We start from the raw sequence: 22,857 nt of genomic DNA, 5'->3' as shown, positions 1-22,857 counted from the left end.
AGATTCAAAGGAAAGCTCGAAACATCCGAAATCAAGGGCAAAACCCGGTTGAATCATGCGATCGATATTTGCCACGCCGCGGGGATCGAAATGGATAGCCCGGCGGCGCTTTACGCTCGATCAGCGGCAATTTTCGCAGGTCGTAGCCATTGAGATAGAGCAGGTCGAAGGCAACCATCACGATGCGCGTCGACTTGCCCTTCACTTCGTTTTGCAGGACCGAAAAATCCGTGGTGCCGTCGGCGGCCGGAACGACGATTTCGCCGTCGATGATCGCGGATCCGGCGCTAATGTGCCAGGCGTCGTCGGCGAAGGGACGACGATAAAGCTTTATATGCCGCGCGCGCACGTGAGCGAGTCCCAGCCCATCCATAGTTCCGGGCATATCGACGGAAGGCGAGTCCGTCTGGAAAAGCGGATCTTCCGGACACAACCGCTTATGGCTCGCAGAGCAGACCAATCTGCTGATGCAGTTGAGTCAGACAGCGGACTGCGAGCCACAAATGCGGCCGTCACCGCAATGCCCAAACCATTGCCGATGGTCGGGGGCGACGGCGCACAATCATTCAGCCGGCGCGCCCTTGAATACCGGCTCTCGCCATCCATATACCATCCATACAGATGGTATATGGATGGTGAGAAATGCCCCCTAATGTCCACGAACTGCGACCAAAGCCTGCCGAGACCGAAAAAATCACGATCAATCTCGGGTATGTCGATCTTGGGCACGTGGATTTGATGGTGCAGGAAGGTTTCTATTCGAACCGCACTGATTTTATCCGAACAGCGATCCGTAACCAACTCGAACGGCACGCAGACGTAGTCAAACAGTCCGCGGCCCGAAAAAGCCTGGAGCTCGGTCTGAGGAATTACAGCCGAGCGGATCTCGAAGCGGCGCGGCGGGCCGGCGAGATGGTGCACATCAATGTTCTGGGCCTTGCCAGCATCGCCCAAGACGTCACTGCCGATCTCGCCCGCGCCACCATTGGCTCAGTCTCCGTGCTCGGAGCTTTGCACGCCAGTCCGGCGGTCAAGGCCGCTCTCGCCGACAGAATAGGGTAAATTCGATGCTGGATCAGGACACGATTCGCGAAGCCACACGGCTGACGCATGCGGGCCAACTCGCGGAGGCCACGGCGCTACTTCAGCGCATGCTCGGCGGCAAACGCACGCCGGACGCGATATGGCGCACGGCGGGGCGCATCCCTCTTACAGGCCGCGAGCCGCTTACCATCGATGCGAAGGTCAATGACGTCGAAGAGACCGATAGCGCGCACTTGGCGCAGGCCCCTTCCGCTCCACCCCGCGGGCTTCGGCCGTTACTCGATCGAGCAAAGGATGGCTCCTGGCTCGGAATGCGAGGCGTGAAGCGCACCCCGCCGTCGACATCGGAAATCGCGCCGGACGGGACGAATTTCATCGAAGCCGCTTACAGCAATCCGGCGGGAAGCCGAGCTTACAAGCTCTTCGTCCCTAGTGGCTATCAGGGGCAGCCGATTCCCTTGGTCGTGATGCTTCACGGCTGCACCCAGTCGCCGGATGATTTCGCTGCCGGTACGAGAATGAACTTCATCGCAGAAGAACAAACCTGTTTCGTGGTCTATCCGGCCCAGCGCAGCGACGCCAACCAATCGAAGTGCTGGAATTGGTTTCGCGCAGGCGACCAGCAACGCGGCGGCGGTGAGCCCTCGCTTATCGCGGGCATTACCCGCCAGGTCATGCGCGATTATTCGGTCGATCCAAAACGCGTCTATGTCGCCGGACTGTCGGCCGGAGGGGCCGCTGCAGCTATCATGGGAGCAACGTACAGCGATCTGTATGCGGCGGTAGGGATCCATTCCGGCCTCGCCTGCGGGGCCGCTACTGACATGCCCTCCGCATTTGCCGCGATGCGGCAAGGCGGCGGATCCGGTCGCAGGGGCATTTCCGGCAACGGGCCGTCTGTACCGGCAGTTATTTTTCACGGTGACCGCGACACCACCGTGCATCCAAACAATGGCGGTCAAGTTCTTGAACAGGCCATAGGTACAACGAGCACGCAAAAAACGGTGCATCGCGGGCAGATACCTGGAGGGCATGAGTACACCCGCACGACCCACACCGACGCGGGCGGACGCGAAATCCTGGAGTATTGGAATATCCATGGCGCTGCCCACGCTTGGTCGGGCGGTAGTCCTGCGGGCTCGTACACCGATCCGCGGGGACCGGACGCAACGAGGGAAATATTGCGTTTTTTCCTCGGGCATTCGCTTCCTTGACGACCAGCGACGAGCGGCCTTTCGGCAATTGATATTAAGACGACCACCCTCATGTGAAGCATTGCGGCCAGCTAAAGCCGGCGGCCAATCTGCATTGATCCTCATTTTAAATGAGACTGCGATGTACAGTATCAAGCATGCATTCGGCCCGGAGGGCGGTAGGATAAGGGTGCGCCTGGTCGGGTATCGGCAATGGTGAGGCCCGTTTGACGGTATCCGACAACGGCCGTCGGCATCCAGAATCTTAACGAAAACGGATCTGGCCTCAAATTGATTGCCTCGCTTGCACGTCAGATCGGCGGCGCAGTGGATCAGGAAAGCAGCGATAGGGGGAGGGCAACCTCGCTCACGTTTCCATTGATGACGTGAGTTCAAAGCATCATTCGCAACGCGATTACGCGATTGACTGCCACATCATTAATCGAACATCCACCGTCCTCTACTTATATGTCCGTAAAGATGGAAGTGTCGCTGCTCGGATAAGTGGCCTTTGGGACTTCATCGCTTAATACTTAGTTCAACCAATTCATTCGAGAACTTGCGGAACATTGCGATCCGCTCTTTTGTGAGCTCTTCAATTACGCGGAGTAACTGAAAGGGCGACCTGATCGACGCAAGCCTCGGTCCGAATTCAAGCGCAAATTGCATGTTGGCTTGTGCCATTTCCAACAGCTTTGCTTGATACGCCCGCGCTGTTGCCGTGGCTGAAGAAAAATCAAAACCTTTCTTTAATTCCGTTTCGCTCATGATCTGTTTGACGGAGTCCTGCAGTGCCATCGCCGGACTCTCAAGAATGGCAGCCGCTTGTTTCGGGGCATGACCCTTGGGGGACAATCTAATCGGGTCGGCTGCAACCGAGCGCACGCGGCTGGGTTTAGAGCTTCTAATAACAGCCGAATTGGCCCGTTGGGCCTTCGCGGTTACTTTCGAACTGCGGGCGGGCTTTGACGCCGTTGGCGCTTTACGTTTGGTCATTTCAGCACTCCAAAGATTATTATTGACCAAAACGGTCATGATTGAAGAGCCAACATGCTGAGCAGTTCAACGTTCCATCGAATTACAGTGCGACGCGGATTAATGCCCACCCGTTGAGGTGTTTTGACCAGTATATCGGTTTCCGGATATGCCAGATTGTCCAGTGCATCGCGGCAGGTAATCCTTCCACGCTACCTCGAAGCTGGAGGCTTAGGATCAGATAGCCCCATGCGTCTCCGGGTGAAGATGCATTAAAGCCAAGTTTGGCTGGTCGCCATCCTATCAGCGCTGTTCAAATCTGCGATGCTTATCGCCGGTGCGTGCCGTCGAGAAGGTGGTCGCCGCGGCGGAGTAGGAAGCTCGGCAGTGCCTGGAACATCATCCCGTAATTGAGGTTTGATCTAACGACCATCGGCGCGCTGCGCGGATCGTGAGGAAGTAGTTTGATGTCGAGTGGCTGGGCTGTCAATGTGAAGGAGAGCCCGTCGGATGACTTTGAGTCTTCCAAAACCTACTACGCCCGCGTTGCGGACAGGCACCATGCCGCAGAGGCCGTTCGGCGCCATCTTGCGGCGGCGCGGGGCAACACAATTGAAGCGCGGGTGCCCATACAGTCCACTGTATTCGATGCCCTTGGCATTCCCGACGGCGAGGTTGTTCTGAAGACTCGGGTCAGCACCCGGGGTAATTGAAGTGTGATCGGCCGTCGCAAGGAAGTAAATGCGGGCGCAGCTTAGAGGCCGCCTGCGGCTTCGAATTTTAAAACTACGGTCTAAATCCCTTGGCGCGCGGTAAGGCGTTCCCTCTTTGCAATCGCCGTTTCTGTTCCGGACTACCCCCTTCGGGGAACGAACAGACCGCGGCAAGAACGCGGCGCTGGCGTGGACCAAAAAGGGCCACCTAAAAAGTTAAAAGGGACCAACGACTAAGTGGATGATGAAAAGTCAGGGCCCGTAGTCTTACCCGGCACAAAGCCCGGCAAATTTTGGACATTTTCACAGCAATCTCCGGACCGGGACGCCGAGGCCGTGACGCGCGGGGGGATGGAAGGCGCCCGCGCCACCGCCACAACACCTTCTCTCATAAGCGGGTAAAGTCCGGCCAATGCGTCATCGCGAGATCGGGGTGATAAAATCACGGTGCAGGCAAGTTGGTCTGTTGGCACCATCGAATAGAACGGTGACGCCTGTATTGCTTCGGAAAACCTCGACCACGATCCCAGTCTTGCCGGCCAGCGAGCGGCATCGAGTGGCTCCGAGTTCACTCATCTTGAAGCGAGCGCCGACCACCAGCCTGCTAAATTCTTGCGTGTCACTCACAATGCACTCCGTGACAAAAAACCACTTAGAATGACGTTTGAACTTCTATCTCGGCTCAGGTTCCAATGAGGGCGTAAGCTCTGGAGCGCGGAAGTACTCCAAAGTAGTTCGGGGAACGATCCAACCAAGTTGCGTTAACTTTACTCGCCGTTGGCGCTTTTTTTTTCAGCGTTGCGGTTGGAATGGGCGGCCCCCAGCGCAGCCTCCCGGCCCCTGATAGGGCCGCATTTCTGCGGCTCGCGAAATGAAAAAGGCCGCCAAACTGAGGCGGCCATACTAGCGATTGGAACCAGAGGACAGCAGGAACTCGCTCATATCAAGTGCCGTTTCAATCTGGCGAAGCTTCTGGACTAATTCGTCGCGCTCGCTGCATGGCGCAAGCGTCTCCACATCTGACCGGACCCGTCGTGCCAAATTAATCAGGCGTTCTTCAAGTGTCGTGCTGGGGCTGACAAGCACAGCCTCACTCCGGGGCTTTGAGGTTGTTGGATTGCCAGCCCGACTTATCCGACATCGGATCTCGCGCGACGGTGCGCGTCATCGTGTGATTGCAATTGGCGCACTCAAAGGTCCGGCTGTCATCGCGGTCAGACGTTGGGCTGATCATGGTCAGCATCATTCGTTTGGAACATTGGGGGCAGCGGGGCCGCTCAAATGGGATCAGCGACGGTTCTGGACGGGTATGAGGTTGGGGCATGTGATGCATCCCTTTTGGTCAGGCGGGAGCGCAACACTCTCAGTCACCGATGGAAGCCGAAGGCGGAGCGGTGATCGGGATAATCTGGCATGTCCGGCAGCCGACGTAGTGGTCAAAATTGCTCACACCGGAACAGTTAATGGAGGAACTAGCGGGCAGGCACGCATGGGCACACACCGAACCAGCCGGTGCTCAAACCCGCGGCTTTGCCAGGCCCGTCGTTTCTGTTCCGCCGGACCTGGAGCCAAATGTGGTCAAGCTCGTCGACCATCAGGACGCCGGCGCGCCGCTGCTTGACTATATTCGGGTCGCGCAGGCCGTCGCCGTGGGTCGCGACGTTTAACATCAACAGTATCAATAAGCGACGCCTGCCTAACATCCTCTATAGGCTGCAGTCAGCGCGTCCCGAATAGCTACCTTTGAGGTGAACCAATCCATCAGGAAATCGTTACTGGTGGCCACTTCACCGGAGGAAAATACATGCGCGTTGTTGTCCTCGCCAGCCTCTTATTGGCCTCATCGAGCCTGCCCTCCTTTGCCCAGGGCGAAGGGAGGCCGCCGATTTCGTCGCCGCAAAGCGTGCCTACTCAACCCGCCCCATCCGACCAGAATGCCCAGCAACCGCGCGATCAACGCACCGACCGGGCCCAACCCAAGATCGAGGAGCGGGAAATGGGTCGGGACTGGCGGATGCGCCGGGGTGACGGCGACCGTATGAGCCGCGATGACCGTGAAATGGGTCCGGAAGTGCGACGCAGTGACCGCGAAGAATATCGCGAGCCCGACATGGATCGGCGTCGATACAGCGATCGAAACGACCGCGACAATCGAGGTTGGGACCGTGCGGACCGACACCGGGACTATCCAAGCTACGACGATGATCGCCCTCGGAGGCGCGTGAAGATCTGCATCGAATACGACAACGGCGATGAGTACTGCCGCTATCGGCAAGGACCCTGAGGCGATTCTTATCGAACGACGAAAGTTGCTATTGCTTTGGCGGCTCGCACTTACCAGCGAGCCATCAACAGTTTTGACAGAGGGTCGGTGATGCCTGAACAAACGAAACGATCGGCCTTCGGTGGGATTCACACCTGTCAGCGCGCCTCGCTTGCAGAATTCCTCACCTAGATTAACGATCCCCAGCCCACCCTAACGTAAACGAGCGTCCGGGCTCGGCGAAATTTGAGCCCGACGCAATCAACCATGCGCTTTACAGCAATCTTTTCGGCTGGCTGGTCGGAGGCTGGCGGCGAACGAGCCGCACCGTTTCAACTGCCTGGCAAATAGCGCACCGGTAAGTGAATGGCCCTCACCAACGTACTCAGAAATTTCAATTCTGATTTCAAAGAATATACATTCGCTTGGCCGCAGAAAGCGCGCGAATGCAGCCTGTGCGATCACCCTTAGCATCAAACCGTTTGGCGCGGGCCAATGTCGCTGAGAATTTTGATTGCAAGCGCTCCTGGGCTTGTTTCAAAGAATCGGATGTTGGCTGTCGATCAAGTTGATCGCCAACCGACTGTGGCGCTGTCAATCCCGCGTTCGGATTTCCCGCGGACTGGCGTATGGCCGCTTCGAATTGAGCAATGTCTTCGCTGCAGGGACCGGCTTGAGCAACCGGGATGTTTAAGCAGAGCACCGCGCAAACGATGGGCCCCATTGTTTCTCGAAGTTTTGACATAGGACCCGCGCCCGGACCAACCTCGTCATATGGTTCGGCCGCTCGTTCCTGGAGAACAACGATCCGAAGCCCGTGGCCGATGCGATTAGAAAGTTCACCAAGGTCTATCCCTACGAGGGCGGGAAATACCTCATCCTGCCGCCCGGCTACGATGGTCAGAGGGTTATTTCAAACCGTTGCCGGCGACCGGCGCGCGAACCCTCGACTCGGTGTCCTGGCACTTTTCAGAAGTAGCGGATCTGACGAGTGAAGTCCGTTGTTAGGGGAAGATCGGAAGTCGCCGACCCGGACGTCAACTTCCGCAAATGACCCACAGCAGACATTGCTTCCGCGACGCACGGGAATACTACCGTTCCGGTTTCGACTTCCACTCAACCGCCAGCTTCTGCGCTTCGGCGATCTGTGCCGGGGTCATCTGCTGCGCGACGCGATTTCGATTGCTGATCGCATCTTGGTCACTTCGCGCAGCCGCCAAACTGAGCCACATGTATGCTTGAATATTGTCTTGCGGCACGCCTAGTCCCGTAGCGTAACAGAGGCCAAGGTATACCTGCGCTCCAATATGACCTTGGTCTGCAGCGCGGCGAAACCACTTCGCAGCCTCGATCCGGTTCTCGGACACGGCCACGCCCGCGAAATGCAGGACCCCGACGTTGAACTGCGCACCATCGTTACCGCGCTCGGCGGCAAGGTGATACCACTTCAATGCTTCAGCTTTGTTCTGAGGCACCCCATTGCCGTTGTCGTACAAGGTCCCCAGGTTGTACTGGGCGAAGGTATGGCCTTGATCGGCTGCGAGGCGCCACCACTTTGCAGCCCTAGCGTAATTTTTCGGCACACCTTGGCCGCCGTCGTACATGAACCCGAGTGCGTACTGCGCCTCGGCATTGCCTTGGTCGGCCAGCGGACGCCAGAGCCGTAGCGCGGTTGCGTAGTCGCGTCTGCTATGCGCCGCCTGCGCATCCTCAAACGGCCCCGCAACAGCGCCTCCCGCCATCGACAGCGGCGAAGCGAGCGCGAGAAGGACCAAGAGGATTCGGACGATCGGCATGGGAAACCTCAATTGGCGTCGCGCGATCGGCGCGGCACGCGCCGCCGTCGCGACGATGGCGGCTTGTTTGTCGCGGGCCGCCCGCGAAAGGTTCACCGCCGAGGGCCCCTTGCGGACACAAACGAACGACCATTGCGCATTAGCCCGGATCCGTGCCTTTGCAAGCATGTCGCCTATTGGCACCTTTGAGACATGCCTGCCTATCCTGAGAATGTCCGTTCACCGGGGTAGACCGGAAGTGCCGTGGTCCGGCTAAAACCGACGCGAATGACCCATCACGGACATGGGACCATTGGCTTTGACTGCATTGTTTGTGCGACATCGTAGCCAATATGAAGGTCTTTTGGATGGGCGTGGGATCCTGTAATCTTCTTTAAAGCTGTTTTTCGAGACGGGACGGGCCGACGTCTCCGTCTTCGAGACGATTGGCACCGGGGAATGCCGTCGGCGGGCATCGCACGCTCAATAAAACCGACCATCTTTTTTTTGCTGGTTATCACCGAGCATTCGCCGTGCGCATGGGCAGGCGAAATGCTTAATTTGACCGCAACGAGGGAGGGCTGCTCATGGTTGGAAAAACTCATCCCGAACCAGGCGATCCGGCGGCGGGCAATGGAATTCTAAGCCGCCGCATCTTTCTTGAAGGCGCGCTCGTTGCCGGTGCGACCAGCGCGGGCCTGTCCCGCGGATCGGCAGAACCGCTTACGGTGCAGCCATGGATGAAGGTGCCGGGTCCGGGATTTGGGGGCTACGGCCAGCCTTCACCGTTCGAGAGCAAGGTCATCAAAGTCTTTCCGCCGCCCCCCAACCCGGCCGGTGTCGGCGCGTCACGCACGCCGCTGCATATGCTCGAAGGAATGATCACGCCATCCGGGCTGCATTTCGAGCGTAGCCATTCCGGCGTCCCAGAAATCGATCCCGATCAACACCGACTGGTGATCCATGGACTTGTGAAGCGCCCGCTTGTGTTTACGGTCGAAGCGCTGTCGCGCTATCCGATGCAATCGCGCATCGCCTTCATCGAGTGTGGCGGCAACAGCCAGGCGCTCAACGCGCCTCAGGCGCAGCCGCTCAATGTGGCGGCTATTCACGGCCTGCTGGGTTGCTCGGAATGGACCGGCGTGCGGCTCTCCACGTTGCTCGATGAAGCTGGCATCGAACCTCAGGCGCGCTGGGTGATCGCCGAGGGCGCAGATGCTGCCGCCATGAGCCGCAGCATCCCACTCGCCAAGGCGATGGATGATGCGCTGCTCTGTCTCTATCAGAACGGCGAGCGAGTGCGGCCTTCGAATGGCTATCCGGTGCGGTTGCTGCTGCCTGGGTTCGAAGGCAACATGAACGTGAAGTGGCTGCGCCGGCTCAAGTTGACTGCCGACCCCGCGATGACCAAAGACGAAACATCGAAATACACGATCCTGCTCAAGGATGAAAAGGCCTGGCAGTTCGTATTCCCGATGGAAGTGAAATCCGTTATCACGCGTCCGTCGCCGGGACTCACGCTGAGGGGACCGGGATTTTACGAGATTTCCGGGCAGGCTTGGTCGGGCAACGGCAGCATCCGACAAGTCGACGTGTCGGCCGACGGCGGACGAAGCTGGGCGCCGGCTGCTTTGCAGGGCCCGATCCTGCCAAAGGCGCCGGTGCGCTTCCGCGCAGCATGGCAATGGAACGGCGGTCCCGCCGTGCTGCAGAGTCGCGCCACCGACGACACGGGCATGATGCAGCCAACGCGCGCGCAGTTCGGCGACGAGCGCGGCTTGCGTGGGGTCTACCACTACAACGCCATCGCAAGCTGGCGCATCGACGAGAAGGGGGAGGCTAGCAATGTTTACGTCTAAATCCGTTGCAGTCTGCGTATCTGTGCTGACTAGCGGATCGGCCGCTCTGGCCCAATCCCCGCAGTTCGGGCAATCGATCGAGCCCGCCGACATCGCAGCGTGGGACATCAGCATCGGACCGGATGGCGCAGGTCTGCCGCCTGGTCGTGGCACCGCCATCGAGGGAGAAGCCATCTACGTAGCGAAATGCCAGGCTTGTCACGGCGATAGGGGAATCGGGCCTAGTGTCGTGCTCGCTGGAGCGCTCGTCGGCGGTATGGGCACACTGGCACCGGACAAAACACCGATAAAGACTGTGGGAAGTTACTGGCCCTACGCAACAACACTGTTCGACTATGTACGTCGCGCAATGCCATTCCAAGAGTCGAAATCGCTTACCGCGGACGAAGTCTACGCGGTAACGGCCTATATCCTCGATCTCAACGGGATGGTCGGGTCGAACGATGTGATCGATGCGCAGTCGCTGCCCAAGGTGAGAATGCCGAACCGGGACGGGTTTATCCCGTTCCCGCGCAATCCGAAGTAGCTTCGGGGCCGGCCGTTGGTCCGCTTGGCACTTTCCGGACGTGGAAGCACTGCCTGACGATGTCCGTTTAATGGGTTTGACGCAGACTTCGCACTTGTGTGAAGCGAGGTCTGAAAATGAGCTAAAGCGGACATTATGCCCGCAAGGGTGGTCTCGCGCCCCCGTGCCCCGTTAAAGCCCAATTTATGCGCCGCAGCGAGAGCTGCGCCACTTTCGGACGAAGCGGTAGAGTTATACAGAATTCGGCAGACAGCCAGTCCAAAAGCCAAACAGCCAGGATGCGTCATCTCGACCAATAGTCCACGCCAGTGGAAAGAAGGAGACTGACCGTGCCCACCGTGTGGAGGGTCCGCATGTGTGGGCACCACAAACGGAGGCGCAAAATGAGATCCGATTTAAGATTATCGGCTGCAACTTTGCTGCCGGGCATAGTCGCGGCAGCGCTGTTGGCAGCGCCCGCGCGCGCCGATGTAGTCACCGATTGGAACGTCATCACCAATGATCTGGTGGCGAACGACGTCGGCAACAATCCCAAACTCCGCACCTTGGCCATGGTGCATGTCGCCATGTCCGACGCGATCAACACGGTTCAGAATCGTTACACGCGCGTGGTCGCAACGCTTCCGGCCGCACCAAGCGCATCCGCAGAAGCCGCGGCCGCGGCGGCCGCGCAGCAGATCCTCACCCAGGTCTATCCTCAGCAGAAATCCAAGATCGAAGAGGGCTACGCGGCATCACTCAAGGCGATCCCAGAGGGGCCCGCAAAGACCGAAGGCATCAAGCTGGGTATGGAGGTGGCCGCCGCGGTCCAGGCCGACCGCGCCAACGACGGCACCAACGCTCCCGACGCTTACAGGCCGCACGCTGCTCCCGGGGCCTACGTGCCGACGACACTGCCGGCGTGGGAGCAATATGCGCGCGCGAAGCCATGGGTGCTCAACGGCGCCGACCAGTTCCGGCCCGGCCCGCCGCCGACGCTGTCGAGCGCAGAGTGGGCCCGCGACTACAACGAGGTGAAGAGCCTCGGCGGCACCAAGAGCACGGCGCGCACTCCCGAGCAGACCGAAGCGGTAACATTTTGGGGCAACGTCAATTTCGGCCCTGCGCTGCAAGCGGCGGCGCGCGAGCTTGCGAAGACAAAGGAAATGCCGCTCGCTGAATGTGCGCGCCTGTTCGCGCTGCTCAACATGGGTCTGGCGAACGCCTACGTTCTCAATTGGGAGGCGAAGTACTACTACAATTTCTGGCGGCCCGTCACCGCTATCCGCAATGGCGACCAGGACGGCAACGATGCGACCGAGCGGGATGCCGGCTGGACATCGTTCAATCCGACGCCGATGCATCCTGAATACCCGTCGCAGGCGACCTACAACGCCACCACAGCGGTGGCGGTCCTGGAATCGGTTTTCGGGCCGGTGAAGGCCATTCCGTTCACGGCGACCGATGTGCGGGATCCGAAGCGGACCAGGCAGTTCGCCAGCCTGGCCGATATGGCCGAGGAGCAGAAGAATGTCCGCGTCTGGGGTGGCGTGCACTATCGATTCGCGATCCGCGCCAGCGAGGATGTAGCCCCAAAGGCCACGGCCTACCTGATCGAGAATACGCTCAAGCCGGCACGCTAATGCCGTAGCCAAAACGTAATACCCCGGGCTCGTGATGCGAGTCCGGTTATTCATCAAAATCCGAACTTTGTAGTCGCGATTGCCGCTACAGAAGAGGTCGCCTCTGCGCGGGCACGAGGGCGCTGGGGCTGATCGTGCCGCAAGCACTTTTGGTGTCTGCGAACGAGGTCATCGATAAGGGCAGGGACGGTCTGTCGACGAAGCGCTGCGCCTCGTCGGTTGCGAGCATGTCCGCTTCGGGCGCCTTTGCGACATGCCGACAACCTTTGACGAAGTCCGCTGTTGAGGGCAAAGCCGACTTCCCGAAGGCCCGCCTGGACTTCTCAGTTTGACCCGGAACGGACCTCGTCGAGGGGCGCGTTCTCGAAGCGTACAAATTTCTTGATCCATTCCCATATCTCCTCAGGTGCTGGCCCCTTTCCATTCCGTTCGATGGCTAGTGGCCCCTTTACAACTTTAGCAGTGGCTCCTTTTGAATCGGGAACCGCGTCGGGGGAATGAGAGTTTTGGGATGGGGCGACGGAGGTTCCCATGTCGGAGCGACGGCACATTGAACACGATCACCCTTTGGACGAGCGGTTAGCCCTAGAGGCAATCAAACTTAGGGAAACCGCCAAAAGTCTGAAGCCGGGATCGAAGCGGCAGACGCTTCTACGCAAAGCCCGCGAGGCAGAAACCGCCGCCAGCATTACCGCCTGGATTTCGTCACCCGGACTGAAGCCGCCAGAATAGGGAGGCAGCGCAGTGATTAAGTCGATAGGGTGCTTCGTATGCGATGAAACGCGGTGCGTCTGTGACGCCCACCCTGACCGGCCATGGTCAGGGAAATATGCGTGCGGTTGCGGTGCCACCGCCATGGCCTGTCCCTCATGCAGCAGGTTCATTCCGCTGCGACAACTCAACAAGGGATTTGAAGTAAAGGTACAAAGTTAACTTGTTCTCGATTTTACCCAGCCCTACTTTCCAGCACCGATTCACGGGCTGGTATGACATGCAGCACATTTACCGCGCTTTCCTGATCAGCTCGGACGGCCATATCGTTGATCGCGTTGAGATCGAATGCGATGGTGATGACACCGCCAAAGAGCGCGCCAAGCGGCTCGTTGACGGCCATGATGTAGAGCTGTGGGACGGAACGCGGAAGATCGCGAAGTTCACGAACAAGAATTAAGGCCGCCTCAGGTGGGCACTGTGTCCCGATTTCATCAGTCCGTAATTTTACCGTCACGAACCTTTCCCAGGTTCCCGCAGTTGGATAGGTTGGGCGCTGGGGTAGCAATGGGTGGCGTAATAATGACAAGGCACACTCAGTTGGCAGTGACACCACGCGACCGCTTTCTTGAAGCGGCACAAAAGGAACTTGCGGCTTTCGAGCAGCGCGAGCACGAGTTTTCCAAGAAGGAACGGAAAGAACGGGCTGCCGAATTGCAGATGCCCATCGAGAGGGTCGGACTTCAAAGCTAGGCGGGGGCCTAGATCGCAAGGCAAAGAGGCCGCCAGATGAGGCGGCCTCTTTCATTATCGATGCCAACCCGCTCCGTGGCATAACGGTCGGGCTTGCCGTAGACCTCCATCGCTCCGCGGGTGAGCCCTAGCATGGCAAGTGAAATGGCCGCGAATGCGAAATGATGATGGAGCATAACACTGAAGAAGCGCGTTATCAGGATCTGGTAGGAAAGTGTCGCGAACGCCAGCACAAAGACTGCCAGATAATAGCGACCGGGAATCTTGGATATGGATTGCAACACGCTGCCCTCTTAGTGGAGCCCTGATGGGCTCTATTGGGCACGCTTTGACCAACTCGCGCTACACGCGATCGCCGGATAACTACGTCGTTCCGTCAATCGTGATGGTGCCGAATGTAGTGCGTTCGATCTCCATGGCCCTGACCCCTTCATGATCTCGGCACGAGGCCCTGACACCCGCGTCGGCAGACCCATCTGGCCGGGCACTACTTCCGAGGCTGCCCCATAGGAGACGTCCTTGGCGGTTACCGCCTGGCACCCTATGACGCGCGGTTGAGAAAGACCGGCAGCCCCAGCTTGTTGCCGTAGGTAGGGCGGTAGCGCTCCGTGTTGTATGTGCTGGCGACATCCAATTTGCGAGGCCCCAGCTTGGGGTCAGGGATGGGCACGAGGTCGTAACGGCCCTCTACCAGAGCCGACATGAGACCGGTCTTGCCTTCCAGGATGGCATCGTAGGCCATGTTGCCGAAAGTCAGGGCTACAAGCTTGTCGATGAAGTCAGGTTCGCCCGATCGCAAATCGTAGGTAAGGTCAGAGGTGATTGTCTCTTCTCCAACGCGCTGCTTGATCTCCTCGGCAAGCGATTCCGCCACGCTGGCCTTCTTGCGGTGACCATAGGCGTCGGGCTCGCCGTATTCCTGCAGCTTGTAGCCCTCCCACTCGGCGCCCTCGCTGAGCACGATCAGCGCGTAATTGCTCGGGTTGGCGCGCTTCTCTTCAAGGAGCAACTGGATCAATCTGTCGAGATTGACCTTGTACTCCGGTATGACGCATCGGATCGAGGTCGCGTACGCGGTGTAGAGCGCGGTAAATCCGGCATCGCGGCCAAAGACGCGGAAAATGCCAATTCGCTCGTGCGAGCCGACAGTGGTTCGCTGCCGCTGGATAGCTGCGCTGGCGCGAGTGATCGCGGTCGAGAAGCCGATGCAGTACTCGGTGTTGCGGACGTCGTTGTCCATCGTCTTCGGGATGGCGATGATCTTGACACCGAGTTCGTTGAGCTTGGCGGCATAACTAAGCGTGTCGTCGCCGCCGATGGCGATCAGGTGTTCGATGCCGAGCCCCGAGAGGTTCGCCAGCACCTGGCCGGTGAGGTCCCACGTCTTGGTTGCGCCGCCGCCCCTGGTACTTAGGGAGACCGGAAGGTCCTTGCCGACGAGATGTTCGGGCAGCTTTTGCATTTTGGACGGATTGATGCGGCTCGAGTGCAGCACGGTGCCGCCGCTCCGGTCGATGGTGCGCGTGTTTTCACGATTCAGGGGCATGAGGTAGTGAGATTTGCTGGCCGGGTCCTCCAGGTTGAGGTGCGTGAGGGCCTCCCAACCACGGCGGAGGCCGATGACCTCGATGTCGTTCTCACTGCCGCGATAAGTGACGCTCTTGATGACAGCGTTAAGGCCGGGGACGTCGCCGCCGCCCGTGAGAATGCCGATGCGTTTTCTCGCCAAGCCCACCTCCCAGGATTGGCATGTCGCAATTTGCGACCTCGCCAGTTCAAATGAAAAATATCACTCAGACTCGACCCAACGATCGTCCTAAGGTTTTTAGCCTATGCCGGTCTCAGATCGCCGGGGCTACCAGGTTGAAGAGGTCACTGCGAAATGGTCTGCTACGCTCTCCCACGATGGGTCCGCTACACTCTCTCACGAGGGGAAGGACTGACCTTCTTCGTCGGTGACGGCGGCATAGAGTTGCTAGAGGCCCCGCTGCCATGAGCGTTTCCGCCGTTTGTGGCTTCAAGGCGCTCTTGCGCACTATGGGCGGCCTCTTGCATGGCGGCTTGAGTTATTCGCATGAGGCGCTGCGCTTCCTCGCCATACTGGGAAAGAGCTTTTTCCCAAAATTGCAGATATGCGCGTTGCATACTCGGCAACTCTCTGCACTCACGAAGTGTCTGGAGCAACTGCGACTCTTCATGCAGACGCGCTCCGACGAATTCGGTCCATTCCTTACCGAGAGCTTGCAGGGTTGTGCTCAATTTCGAGTTCTGCTTCACCGTTTCTGTCAGCGTGTTTCGGCTCATTTCGATGAACCCTGCGAAATCAAAAAACGGCACGGAATCCGGAAACTTACCGGAATAGTTGTCACTCGTTGGTTGGTTTGCCATTTTTCAGACCTTTGTTTTGCATGAGGAAGGAGGAAGACGTACGCCGATGGCAGAATCCGTGCTGGGAATGTTTTGCCGACCAACGGTCTACTTTCGCGAAGGTCCTCCTCCGCGTTTAAGCGCTCCGCAATGTCTTCTGCAGTTTTCTTGACGCGCGCTTCAGCGATAGTGTTACCGTCGTTCCTGACGACTTCTTAGTTCGCGTGAACTGGAAAGTCTTTCGGTTTTAGCGATTCGTCGTCGGCCCTGGCCATCTTCCTTGTTTGCAAAGATAAATCGTGATTTTGGATTCGGTTTCAAAATCATCCTAAATTTCATGGGATTAGGACACCCGTTCTGACGAATTAGTGGATGGGCTTGGAACCGACAGCCGATTCCTTGGCAGGTCAGAATTAGTCCGGCACCTTTCGGACCTAGCCGCTGGGCTGACAATGTCCGTTCACAGGGGTGGAGCGGACGTCGCCAACGCGCGCACTAACTTCCGACAATGACCCACAACGGACATTGGCGCTCCGTTGCCGAGCCGATACTATGATAGTTCCTCCTCGGTACAGGACGCGTTCATGAAACGGCGTGAATTTATCGGTCTCATTGTTGGCACAGCGGGTGCGTGGCCGCTCTCGGCACACGCACAATCCAAAACATATCGTGTCGGGCTGCTCACGCTGGATACAGGTGAGGATGCTTCTCAATTCACCGGACCGCTGCGAGACCTCGGCTATGTCGAGGGAAAAAACCTGAACTTCGAGCATCGATCCGCCGACGGAGACCCCGGGCGACTTGCCGCAATGGCCGAAGAACTTGTGCGTGCAAAGCCGGATGTGCTTGTAGCGGGGTGGGGTACGCTCGCACCAAAGGCGCTCAAAACTGCAACCGCCACCATCCCCATTGTGTTTGCGACCGTCGGTGATCCGATTGGGGCGGGTCTCGTGCAAACTCTGGCGCGGCCCGGTGGCAACGTGACGGGCCTGAGCGGCCAGTCTGCCGAGTTGAAGGGCAAACAGCTTCAACTGTTGCTGACGTGCGTTCCAGGCCAGAGAGCCGTCGGTGTGCTCTTGAACCCCGATACCCCCTACAGCGCGTTGGCCTTGAAGGAATTGAGGGTGGCTGCGGACCGAGAAGGTATCCGGCTCGAACTCCTGGAGGTGAGAAGGCCCCCAGAGTTCACGGCTGCCCGAATGGACGCACTCGTTGCGTCCGGTGCGACAAGCCTGTTTGTCATCGAAGACCCGCTTACCGCCAACCTCCGGGCCGCCGTCCTTGATCAGGTGAGCAGACTTCGGCTTCCTGCGATGAGCGGGAGCGTCGGTGCCGTGCGCTCAGGCGCTCTTATAACGTATGGCCCAAGTCAAAGGGACATGTATCGCCGCGCTGCCGAGTATGTGGACAAAATTCTCAAAGGCACCACTCCCAGCGAGCTGCCTGTCGAGCAGCCAACCAAATTTCAGCTCGTCATCAACCTCAAAACCGCAAAGGCGCTCGGCTTGGTAATACCGCCGTCGTTGCTGGCCATTGCCGACGAGGTGATCGAATAGGTCCGCCGACTTCCGTGATTGGCACTTTTCGGACCTGCCAGGCTTGGCTGACGATGTCCGCTTCCGGGGGCAGACTGGAAGTCGTCGGCCAGCACCCGAAAAGACCCGAATGACCCAAAGCGGACATGTGGACGTGGCCTTGGTCAACGCGGACGGTTGGTCGTCAAGGGCTCGGTCGCCTCGCAACAAGAATGCTGCTTATGCACTGCAGGACGATTTCGTTCCTTTGATTGCGCAATCGAATCTGGAAGCGCACGATGCCCCGGTCGGGTTTCGACTTCGACTCCCGCTTCTCCAGAACAATCGCTTCAAGGTCGAGTTTATCTCCCGGGCGTACTCGGGTTCGGCACTCGCAGCTCATCCCAACCCAATCCGGCGAGGCCATGGAGCCGAGGCTGGAGCTTGGGTGTAAGCGACCTGTAGATTGCAAACGTGTGGGAGGCCGATGCGGTTAATCCTCCAAAAATTGAATGTGCTGCAGCCTCCTCATCGACGTGAGTGGGTACCGGGTCGTACTGCTTCGCGAACTGGATGATCTCTTCCTTCGAGACCAGATACGGACCAGCCTTGCGGATCGTATCAGTTTCAGCGTCTTCAAAATACCAGTAGGTCATGGGTTCATCCCGCGCGATGGAAGCAGGTACGGCTGGGCGGCGCGATTATAACCCTTAGCGGAGATTGTTGCAGTGCATAAGTCCGCTTGTAGCACGAACCGGCTGTCGAAGGGCGGGCAGAGCATGTCCGCTCTGCCCGGGTATTTCAGACATCCACTTGTTCCGCTATTGCCAGCGCGTCATCGACCTCAATGCCGAGATATCTCACCGTGCTTTCGATCTTGGTGTGCCCGAGCAAGAGCTGGACAGCCCTGAGATTGCCGGTCCGTCGATAGATCAGGTCGGCGATACGCGCTCATCTGGCCGTCGAGATGCTCTTGCACTTCGTAGAGCTGAACTTCGGGAGGCGCCCTGCATGAGCTGTTCCCGCGAGCGCACGCGCACCTCGTCAGGGCTGTCCGCGACCACGGCGCCGCCGATCTGCTCCATGCGGGAGAGCATGCCGCCGATCGTCCGCGGCAGATCTGTTAACTGGCGGAAGTCCCCATGCCCGCTGGTAACGGTGATCATGGCGCCGGATGGATAGATGCTGGGCCCTTGACGATGCCCTCGTCGATGGCACTCTTGAGACCGAACGCCGGTCCACCAAGGTCGCGAACGGTGGTGAAACCGCGCATGAGTGTGTCAGTCGCCTCGGCGCCAGCCGTGAGATTGTTGTAGCCGACGTCACCGAACGCCTGTGCCTGTGTTGGCCGTATCAGCATGGTGTGCCAATGATTGTCGATCAGGCCGGGCATCAGCTGCGCCCGCCGCCCGCGATGATGCGCGTGTCGGCGCGGCGATCAACCGCAATCGGGGCGATCGAGATACGTTCGATGACGTTCCCCCGAACAAGGACATTCGATGCTGCGGAAAGCGTGTCGCTCTTGCCGTCGAAGATGCGGACATTCTCGAACAGAGTTACTGATGATCCTTCCTGTGCATCAGCTGGATGACACAATCCGATTGCGAACATGCAGAACACTGAGGCAAGGAAGGTTTGTCGAAGCGTATTTTTCATCTTGTTTCCTTCGATCTCAATTTCGGTAGTTGGCGGGGCAGGGCGGCGAAGAGGCCGCGTCAAAGCTTGGATTTCCGGCAGGCGTGACTGGCTAAAGGGGTGTCGGTCAAAGATGTTCGGGAGAACATGGGTCACCTCCAGGCTGGCCTACAACTCCGGCTTGACAGGATGCCGGTCGCCTTGACGTAACCAGAAGGTCATCGCAAGACCGATCAAAAAACACCGGCAGTTGCTTTTGTAAAAGGTCTGCCCTGCCGGAATCGGCGGGGTGATCTTTAGCTATTTCACCTGGTGGCGAATTAGGTTCATTCATGGCCGCGTTCTGTCAGCTATCTGCACGCCTATCGGTCCAACCGCGAATGTTAACTCCGCTTCAGATGGAGGGCGCGAAGCAGCATTTGCGTCGGATGCGCTGCGAGCGACGGAGGTAAGCAGAAGTCAGCGGCAATACCGGCTCGATACCTGATGCGATCTGCCGCTTGATGCGCGGACCCAGCAACGACCCTGGCGCCAATAATAATGGCTGCGCGAATGCCGCCGATGGCTTCCCGCCGCCGCACCGGCGATTGCACCGACAGCTGCACCGCGGCGGCCACCTACGGCGCCTCCGATGATCGCTCCAGATACCGCGCCACGTGCTGTAGAACTCTGCGCGAGTGCGTCCTCCAACGGTATGGTCATCGCCATACCCAGGAAGAGCAGCGAAAATACAATCCGACGCATTGGGGCACTCCTCTGATGCTGGACTTTCCGATACGTGCTTTTCCGTCCCCGCTTCTCACAAATTGGCCGAGACTTTGCGATCTTGTTGCGCTGCAGCGCTTCCTCTTTGAGTTCCATTTTATTAACGCTGCTGTCGAGGCACAAGAAAAACTCGCTGCGACCCTGACCTGTTTACTCAACGATTCGTCGACATTGATGTTGGTCGTGATGGGATCGTTAGCTACGTGCTTATGAGTCTCAACCCTAGAACGATCCAAAGGTAGATCCCAGAATGATGACCGCCACCAGGGCGAAGAGCGCGCCAACGATTCCAACCATTACGATATCGAGATAACTCTCGCGATGCGTCGATCCACAGACGGCGAGCAGCGTCACGACCGCGCCGTTATGCGGTAAGCTGTCGAGCGTGCCGGAGCCAATCACGGCCACGCGGTGCATCAAGCCGGGATCAATGCCCTGCTCCGCGGCAATACGCATATAGGTTGACCCCAGCGCATCGAGCGCGATGGTCATGCCGCCGGAGGCTGAGCCGGTCAGCGCCGCAAGGATGTTGGTTGCCACCGCGAGCGAGACCAGCGGTCCGCCGCCGATCGACAGTACCCAGTCGCGCACAACCGCAAATGCCGGCAGCATCGCGACGACGGCTCCAAATCCCACGAGGCTGGCGACGCTGAAGGCCGGCAATACCGACGCATTGGCGCCGGCATCCATACTCGCGCGCAAGGTCGGCAGCCGCTGCCAGTTCAGCACGATCAGCACCAGGATGGCGGTTGCCAGCGCTACTGCCACCGACCACACACCTGCCACTGCAGACAGCGAAGTCCCGCCCCAACGCTCCTCGGTCAGGAAGGAGAAATCGAGGCGCGGCAGGATGACCAGCGACATCGTGAGATTCATGGCCACGACAACAACGAGCGGCAGCATAGCCACGGCAATCGGTACCGCGGCATCGCTATGGCGTCCACGGCCCAGCTCCGCCGGATCGAATTCGCGCGCTGTGGTGGCGCGCTCGCGAATGATCTCGTTGTCCGCAATCGAACCGGGCGCAACATCGGCGCCGCCATAGCCTTCGCCCGCTTTTCGCGCGGCAGCTTCGGCCCGGTCAAGCCACCACAGTCCGAATCCGAACATGATAATCGAGGCGATGATACCAAGGCCGGGCGCCGCGAACGGCGTGGTTCCGAAGAACGGCATCGGGATCGCGTTCTGAATAGCGGGCGTCCCCGGAAACGCCGTCATGGTGAAGGTCGAGGTGCCCAACGCGATTGCCGCAGGCATCAACCGTCGTGGAATTTCAGCGGCGCGAAACAGCGCCTGCGCCATCGGAACCAATACAAAGAAGGCGACGAACAGGCTCACTCCGCCATAAGTCACCATCGCACCGGCAAGCACCACCGCCAGAATCGCGCGGCGCGGGCCCAGCTTCTCGGTCATGAAACGTGCAATGGCATCGACCGAGCCGCTGTCGTCCATCAGTTTGCCGAACAGCGCGCCGAGCAGAAACAGCGGAAAGAATTGCGCGATAAACTGCGCGGCGCTGTTCATGAAGGTTTGGGTCCAATGCGCCAGCAGCGGTTCGCGCGAAATCGCAGCCGCTATCAGCGCCGCCGCGGGCGCCAGCAAGAGTACGCTCCAGCCGCGATAGGCCAGCCAAATGAGCAGTCCGAGCGCGAGGAGAATTCCGAGAAGCCCCATGGATCACACGCCTTCGACCATGCGGTCGATATCGAGGGAGGAGCGTTTGCCGATGCTGCCTCCATGCTCGGTCAGGAACTCATCCGCGGCCTTGCGTCCCTCGTCGCGCAGCATGGTGAGGAAGTCCCATTCCGCGTTCATCTTGGAGGAAGAGCCGAGCGTATCCATGATCTTGTTGCGCACCAGATGGACGCGCATCCTGGCCCATTGCGCGCCCTCGCCGTTGCCGGGATCCGCGGTCCGGCGCAGCAGCGCCATCATGCGCAATTCCTTGATCAGCACGGCGTTGAACGATACTTCATTCAGCCGATTGAGAATTTCGGAGGCGGATGTCGGCGTGCCGGGGCGTTCGACCGGGTTGATGGGGATGATGATGGTGTCGTCGGAAACCAGTTCGGTGACCAGCGGGGTCAAGGTCGGGTTGCCCGAATAGCCGCCATCCCAATAACTCTCGCCGTCGATCTCCACCGCCTGAAATAGTGTGGGCAGGCACGCCGAGGCGAGCAGCACGTCCGGCGTGATATCGGCATTACGAAACACGCGCGGTCGCCCGGTGCGCACGTTGGTGGCGGTGATGAACACCTTGATGGGAGAATTCCTCAGCCGCTCAAAATTGATTCCTTCCTCCAGGACCGGCAGCAGCGCATTAGAGCCGGACGGATTGAGATCATAAGGCGAAAATATTCGGGACATCGTATTGAGCATGAAGACCAGAGGCGAATTGTCCATGGTCCAGCGTCCCAGCATGCGGTCCACCGGACTGCGCTGGAACGGACTGAAGCGTGAGGCTTCGGACACATGCCGCCAATAGGTCTCAAGCGCCGCCTGCGCGCCTTTTGCTCCGCCCTCGGCAAAGCCGTCGGCCAGAACCGCGGCGTTCATCGCTCCGGCCGACGTGCCTGAGATGCCTTCGATCTTGAGCCACTGCTCTTCCAGGAGGCGTTCCAGCACGCCCCATGTGAAGGCGCCGTGAGAGCCGCCGCCTTGCAGGGCCAAGTCGACCAGAACGGTTTCGCGATCAGCATGGGAAGAGATCGTCTGCATCTCGGCTCCTGGATTGCGACAAGTGTTCACGTTCAACAGAGATGAGCTTTCGCCTCCATGAACCCTATCGCTTGTGGTCAAGCAGGCAAGCTGCCTCTCGAAGAATAATTTATCGTCTTCGTCCCAGGAAGGCGGTGGCTCAGCTGATCGAGCAGACCTTGACTTCTACTAGCTTCTGCATCTCGCCCTAGGTGCCTATCCTAAGAATGTCCGTTCACCGGGGATAGACCGGAAGTCGCCGTGGTCCGGTCAAACCGACGCGGATGACCCAACTCGGACATATGCCGCGCCACTATGTCCCAAACGGTCGGGAAAATGTGTTAGGCTGTCGGCCCCACAGGCGTTGGAGGGGCACATGCGAAGGCGAGAATTCGTCGCGGGCGCGGCAGTGGCCGCCTTAGCCTTAGTTAGACAGGCTCGCGCT

General features: G+C 58.9%; 19 protein-coding genes and 3 pseudogenes. 8 read left to right on the top strand and 14 right to left on the bottom strand.

The features are described from left to right. Positions 1-106: 106 nt before the first annotated feature. Positions 107-310: pseudogene (locus JQ600_RS25410) on the bottom strand (DNA ligase); the annotation flags it as partial. A gap of 332 nt (positions 311-642) precedes the next feature. Here JQ600_RS25410 and JQ600_RS25405 point away from each other — a divergent pair. Both JQ600_RS25405 and JQ600_RS25400 read left to right on the top strand, forming a co-directional pair. Next, positions 643-1,062 carry a CopG family transcriptional regulator gene (locus JQ600_RS25405; RefSeq protein WP_211996179.1) on the top strand — a complete coding sequence of 140 codons (420 nt, stop codon included), beginning with the start codon at positions 643-645 and terminating at the stop codon, positions 1,060-1,062. Between the two features lie 5 nt (positions 1,063-1,067). After that, positions 1,068-2,258, top strand: coding sequence for a PHB depolymerase family esterase (locus JQ600_RS25400; protein WP_212490141.1), 1,191 nt, complete (start codon positions 1,068-1,070; stop codon positions 2,256-2,258). Between the two features lie 498 nt (positions 2,259-2,756). Here JQ600_RS25400 and JQ600_RS25395 read toward each other — a convergent pair whose 3' ends face one another. Beyond that, entirely contained in the window at positions 2,757-3,233 is a 477-nt protein-coding gene (locus tag JQ600_RS25395) for a Phasin protein (RefSeq protein WP_212392218.1), read from the bottom strand. Between the two features lie 2,496 nt (positions 3,234-5,729). Between JQ600_RS25395 and JQ600_RS25390 the strand changes: the two genes are divergently transcribed. Next, entirely contained in the window at positions 5,730-6,209 is a 480-nt protein-coding gene (locus tag JQ600_RS25390; RefSeq protein ID WP_212392219.1) for a hypothetical protein, read from the top strand. A 385-nt stretch (positions 6,210-6,594) separates the two neighbouring features. Here JQ600_RS25390 and JQ600_RS25385 read toward each other — a convergent pair whose 3' ends face one another. After that, the gene (locus JQ600_RS25385; protein WP_212392220.1) at positions 6,595-6,933 is read right to left on the bottom strand and encodes a hypothetical protein; all 339 of its coding nucleotides are present in this window, start codon (positions 6,931-6,933) and stop codon (positions 6,595-6,597) included. A 346-nt stretch (positions 6,934-7,279) separates the two neighbouring features. After that, positions 7,280-8,152, bottom strand: coding sequence for a tetratricopeptide repeat protein (locus JQ600_RS25380; RefSeq protein WP_212392221.1), 873 nt, complete (start codon positions 8,150-8,152; stop codon positions 7,280-7,282). Between the two features lie 398 nt (positions 8,153-8,550). Between JQ600_RS25380 and soxC the strand changes: the two genes are divergently transcribed. The 3 genes from soxC to JQ600_RS25365 all read left to right on the top strand — a co-directional run bounded on the left by soxC (position 8,551) and on the right by JQ600_RS25365 (position 11,970). After that, on the top strand, positions 8,551-9,822 hold the full coding sequence (gene soxC / locus JQ600_RS25375) for a sulfite dehydrogenase (RefSeq protein ID WP_212000720.1): 1,272 nt from the start codon (positions 8,551-8,553) through the stop codon (positions 9,820-9,822). Beyond that, a complete protein-coding gene (locus tag JQ600_RS25370; RefSeq protein ID WP_212392222.1) occupies positions 9,809-10,348 on the top strand; it encodes a c-type cytochrome in 540 nt (179 codons plus the stop codon). The genes soxC and JQ600_RS25370 overlap by 14 nt, the downstream gene beginning before the upstream one ends. A gap of 383 nt (positions 10,349-10,731) precedes the next feature. Next, positions 10,732-11,970, top strand: coding sequence for a vanadium-dependent haloperoxidase (locus tag JQ600_RS25365; protein WP_212392223.1), 1,239 nt, complete (start codon positions 10,732-10,734; stop codon positions 11,968-11,970). A 946-nt stretch (positions 11,971-12,916) separates the two neighbouring features. Here the strand turns inward: JQ600_RS25365 and JQ600_RS25360 are convergent. The 4 genes from JQ600_RS25360 to JQ600_RS25345 form a co-directional block, all read right to left on the bottom strand. Beyond that, entirely contained in the window at positions 12,917-13,198 is a 282-nt protein-coding gene (locus tag JQ600_RS25360) for a hypothetical protein (protein WP_212270380.1), read from the bottom strand. Between the two features lie 244 nt (positions 13,199-13,442). Next, positions 13,443-13,718 carry a hypothetical protein gene (locus tag JQ600_RS25355; RefSeq protein WP_212000731.1) on the bottom strand — a complete coding sequence of 92 codons (276 nt, stop codon included), beginning with the start codon at positions 13,716-13,718 and terminating at the stop codon, positions 13,443-13,445. Between the two features lie 257 nt (positions 13,719-13,975). Further along, a complete protein-coding gene (locus tag JQ600_RS25350) occupies positions 13,976-15,163 on the bottom strand; it encodes a 6-phosphofructokinase (RefSeq protein WP_212000733.1) in 1,188 nt (395 codons plus the stop codon). Positions 15,164-15,348: 185 nt separating this feature from the next. Continuing rightward, positions 15,349-15,822: a phasin family protein gene (locus JQ600_RS25345; protein WP_212000735.1), complete on the bottom strand. Its 474-nt coding sequence runs from the start codon at positions 15,820-15,822 to the stop codon at positions 15,349-15,351. A gap of 563 nt (positions 15,823-16,385) precedes the next feature. On the opposite strand from JQ600_RS25345, the gene JQ600_RS25340 reads away from it, so the two are divergent. Then, positions 16,386-17,357, top strand: coding sequence for an ABC transporter substrate-binding protein (locus JQ600_RS25340; RefSeq protein ID WP_212270027.1), 972 nt, complete (start codon positions 16,386-16,388; stop codon positions 17,355-17,357). A 320-nt stretch (positions 17,358-17,677) separates the two neighbouring features. Here JQ600_RS25340 and JQ600_RS25335 read toward each other — a convergent pair whose 3' ends face one another. From JQ600_RS25335 to JQ600_RS25325, 4 genes and pseudogenes are all read right to left on the bottom strand, one after another. Continuing rightward, positions 17,678-17,971, bottom strand: a complete 294-nt coding sequence (locus JQ600_RS25335) for a MaoC/PaaZ C-terminal domain-containing protein (RefSeq protein ID WP_249136080.1) — start codon at positions 17,969-17,971, stop codon at positions 17,678-17,680. 145 nt (positions 17,972-18,116) lie between these two features. Continuing rightward, positions 18,117-18,257 (bottom strand): annotated as a pseudogene (locus JQ600_RS37000) (integrase); the annotation flags it as partial. 59 nt (positions 18,258-18,316) lie between these two features. Continuing rightward, positions 18,317-18,926, bottom strand: a pseudogene (locus tag JQ600_RS25330) (amidohydrolase family protein); the annotation flags it as partial. A 483-nt stretch (positions 18,927-19,409) separates the two neighbouring features. Further along, on the bottom strand, positions 19,410-19,583 hold the full coding sequence (locus tag JQ600_RS25325) for a hypothetical protein (RefSeq protein WP_312012244.1): 174 nt from the start codon (positions 19,581-19,583) through the stop codon (positions 19,410-19,412). Between JQ600_RS25325 and JQ600_RS37450 the strand changes: the two genes are divergently transcribed. Continuing rightward, the gene (locus JQ600_RS37450; RefSeq protein ID WP_312011170.1) at positions 19,512-19,928 is read left to right on the top strand and encodes a hypothetical protein; all 417 of its coding nucleotides are present in this window, start codon (positions 19,512-19,514) and stop codon (positions 19,926-19,928) included. The two genes, JQ600_RS25325 and JQ600_RS37450, sit on opposite strands and share 72 nt — an antisense overlap. Positions 19,929-19,937: 9 nt before the next feature. On the opposite strand, the gene JQ600_RS25320 is transcribed toward JQ600_RS37450, so the two are convergent. Next, entirely contained in the window at positions 19,938-21,389 is a 1,452-nt protein-coding gene (locus JQ600_RS25320; RefSeq protein WP_212270024.1) for a GntP family permease, read from the bottom strand. Positions 21,390-21,392: 3 nt separating this feature from the next. Further along, the gene (locus JQ600_RS25315; protein ID WP_212490140.1) at positions 21,393-22,433 is read right to left on the bottom strand and encodes a patatin-like phospholipase family protein; all 1,041 of its coding nucleotides are present in this window, start codon (positions 22,431-22,433) and stop codon (positions 21,393-21,395) included. Between the last annotated feature and the right edge of the window lie 424 nt (positions 22,434-22,857).

Source organism: Bradyrhizobium sp. AUGA SZCCT0176 (assembly GCF_018130145.1).
In the GTDB taxonomy this organism is placed as follows: Bacteria; Pseudomonadota; Alphaproteobacteria; order Rhizobiales; family Xanthobacteraceae; genus Bradyrhizobium.
The sequence above is the reverse complement of the archived record's forward strand: the minus strand, read 5'-3'. Positions and strand labels throughout refer to the sequence as shown.

Bases quoted from the DNA above. Each gene is read 5' to 3' on its own strand.
- JQ600_RS25395 (WP_212392218.1), bottom strand. From the start codon at position 3,233: ATGACCAAACGTAAAGCGCCAACGGCGTCAAAGCCCGCCCGCAGTTCG.
- JQ600_RS37450 (WP_312011170.1), top strand. From the start codon at position 19,512: ATGGCTTCCCGCCGCCGCACCGGCGATTGCACCGACAGCTGCACCGCG.
- JQ600_RS25335 (WP_249136080.1), bottom strand. From the start codon at position 17,971: ATGACCTACTGGTATTTTGAAGACGCTGAAACTGATACGATCCGCAAG.
- JQ600_RS25380 (WP_212392221.1), bottom strand. From the start codon at position 8,152: ATGCTTGCAAAGGCACGGATCCGGGCTAATGCGCAATGGTCGTTCGTT.
- soxC (WP_212000720.1), top strand. From the start codon at position 8,551: ATGGTTGGAAAAACTCATCCCGAACCAGGCGATCCGGCGGCGGGCAAT.
- JQ600_RS25315 (WP_212490140.1), bottom strand. From the start codon at position 22,433: ATGCAGACGATCTCTTCCCATGCTGATCGCGAAACCGTTCTGGTCGAC.
- JQ600_RS25405 (WP_211996179.1), top strand. From the start codon at position 643: ATGCCCCCTAATGTCCACGAACTGCGACCAAAGCCTGCCGAGACCGAA.
- JQ600_RS25365 (WP_212392223.1), top strand. From the start codon at position 10,732: ATGAGATCCGATTTAAGATTATCGGCTGCAACTTTGCTGCCGGGCATA.
- JQ600_RS25400 (WP_212490141.1), top strand. From the start codon at position 1,068: ATGCTGGATCAGGACACGATTCGCGAAGCCACACGGCTGACGCATGCG.
- JQ600_RS25390 (WP_212392219.1), top strand. From the start codon at position 5,730: ATGCGCGTTGTTGTCCTCGCCAGCCTCTTATTGGCCTCATCGAGCCTG.
- JQ600_RS25370 (WP_212392222.1), top strand. From the start codon at position 9,809: ATGTTTACGTCTAAATCCGTTGCAGTCTGCGTATCTGTGCTGACTAGC.
- JQ600_RS25345 (WP_212000735.1), bottom strand. From the start codon at position 15,822: ATGGCAAACCAACCAACGAGTGACAACTATTCCGGTAAGTTTCCGGAT.
- JQ600_RS25385 (WP_212392220.1), bottom strand. From the start codon at position 6,933: ATGTCAAAACTTCGAGAAACAATGGGGCCCATCGTTTGCGCGGTGCTC.
- JQ600_RS25320 (WP_212270024.1), bottom strand. From the start codon at position 21,389: ATGGGGCTTCTCGGAATTCTCCTCGCGCTCGGACTGCTCATTTGGCTG.
- JQ600_RS25340 (WP_212270027.1), top strand. From the start codon at position 16,386: ATGAAACGGCGTGAATTTATCGGTCTCATTGTTGGCACAGCGGGTGCG.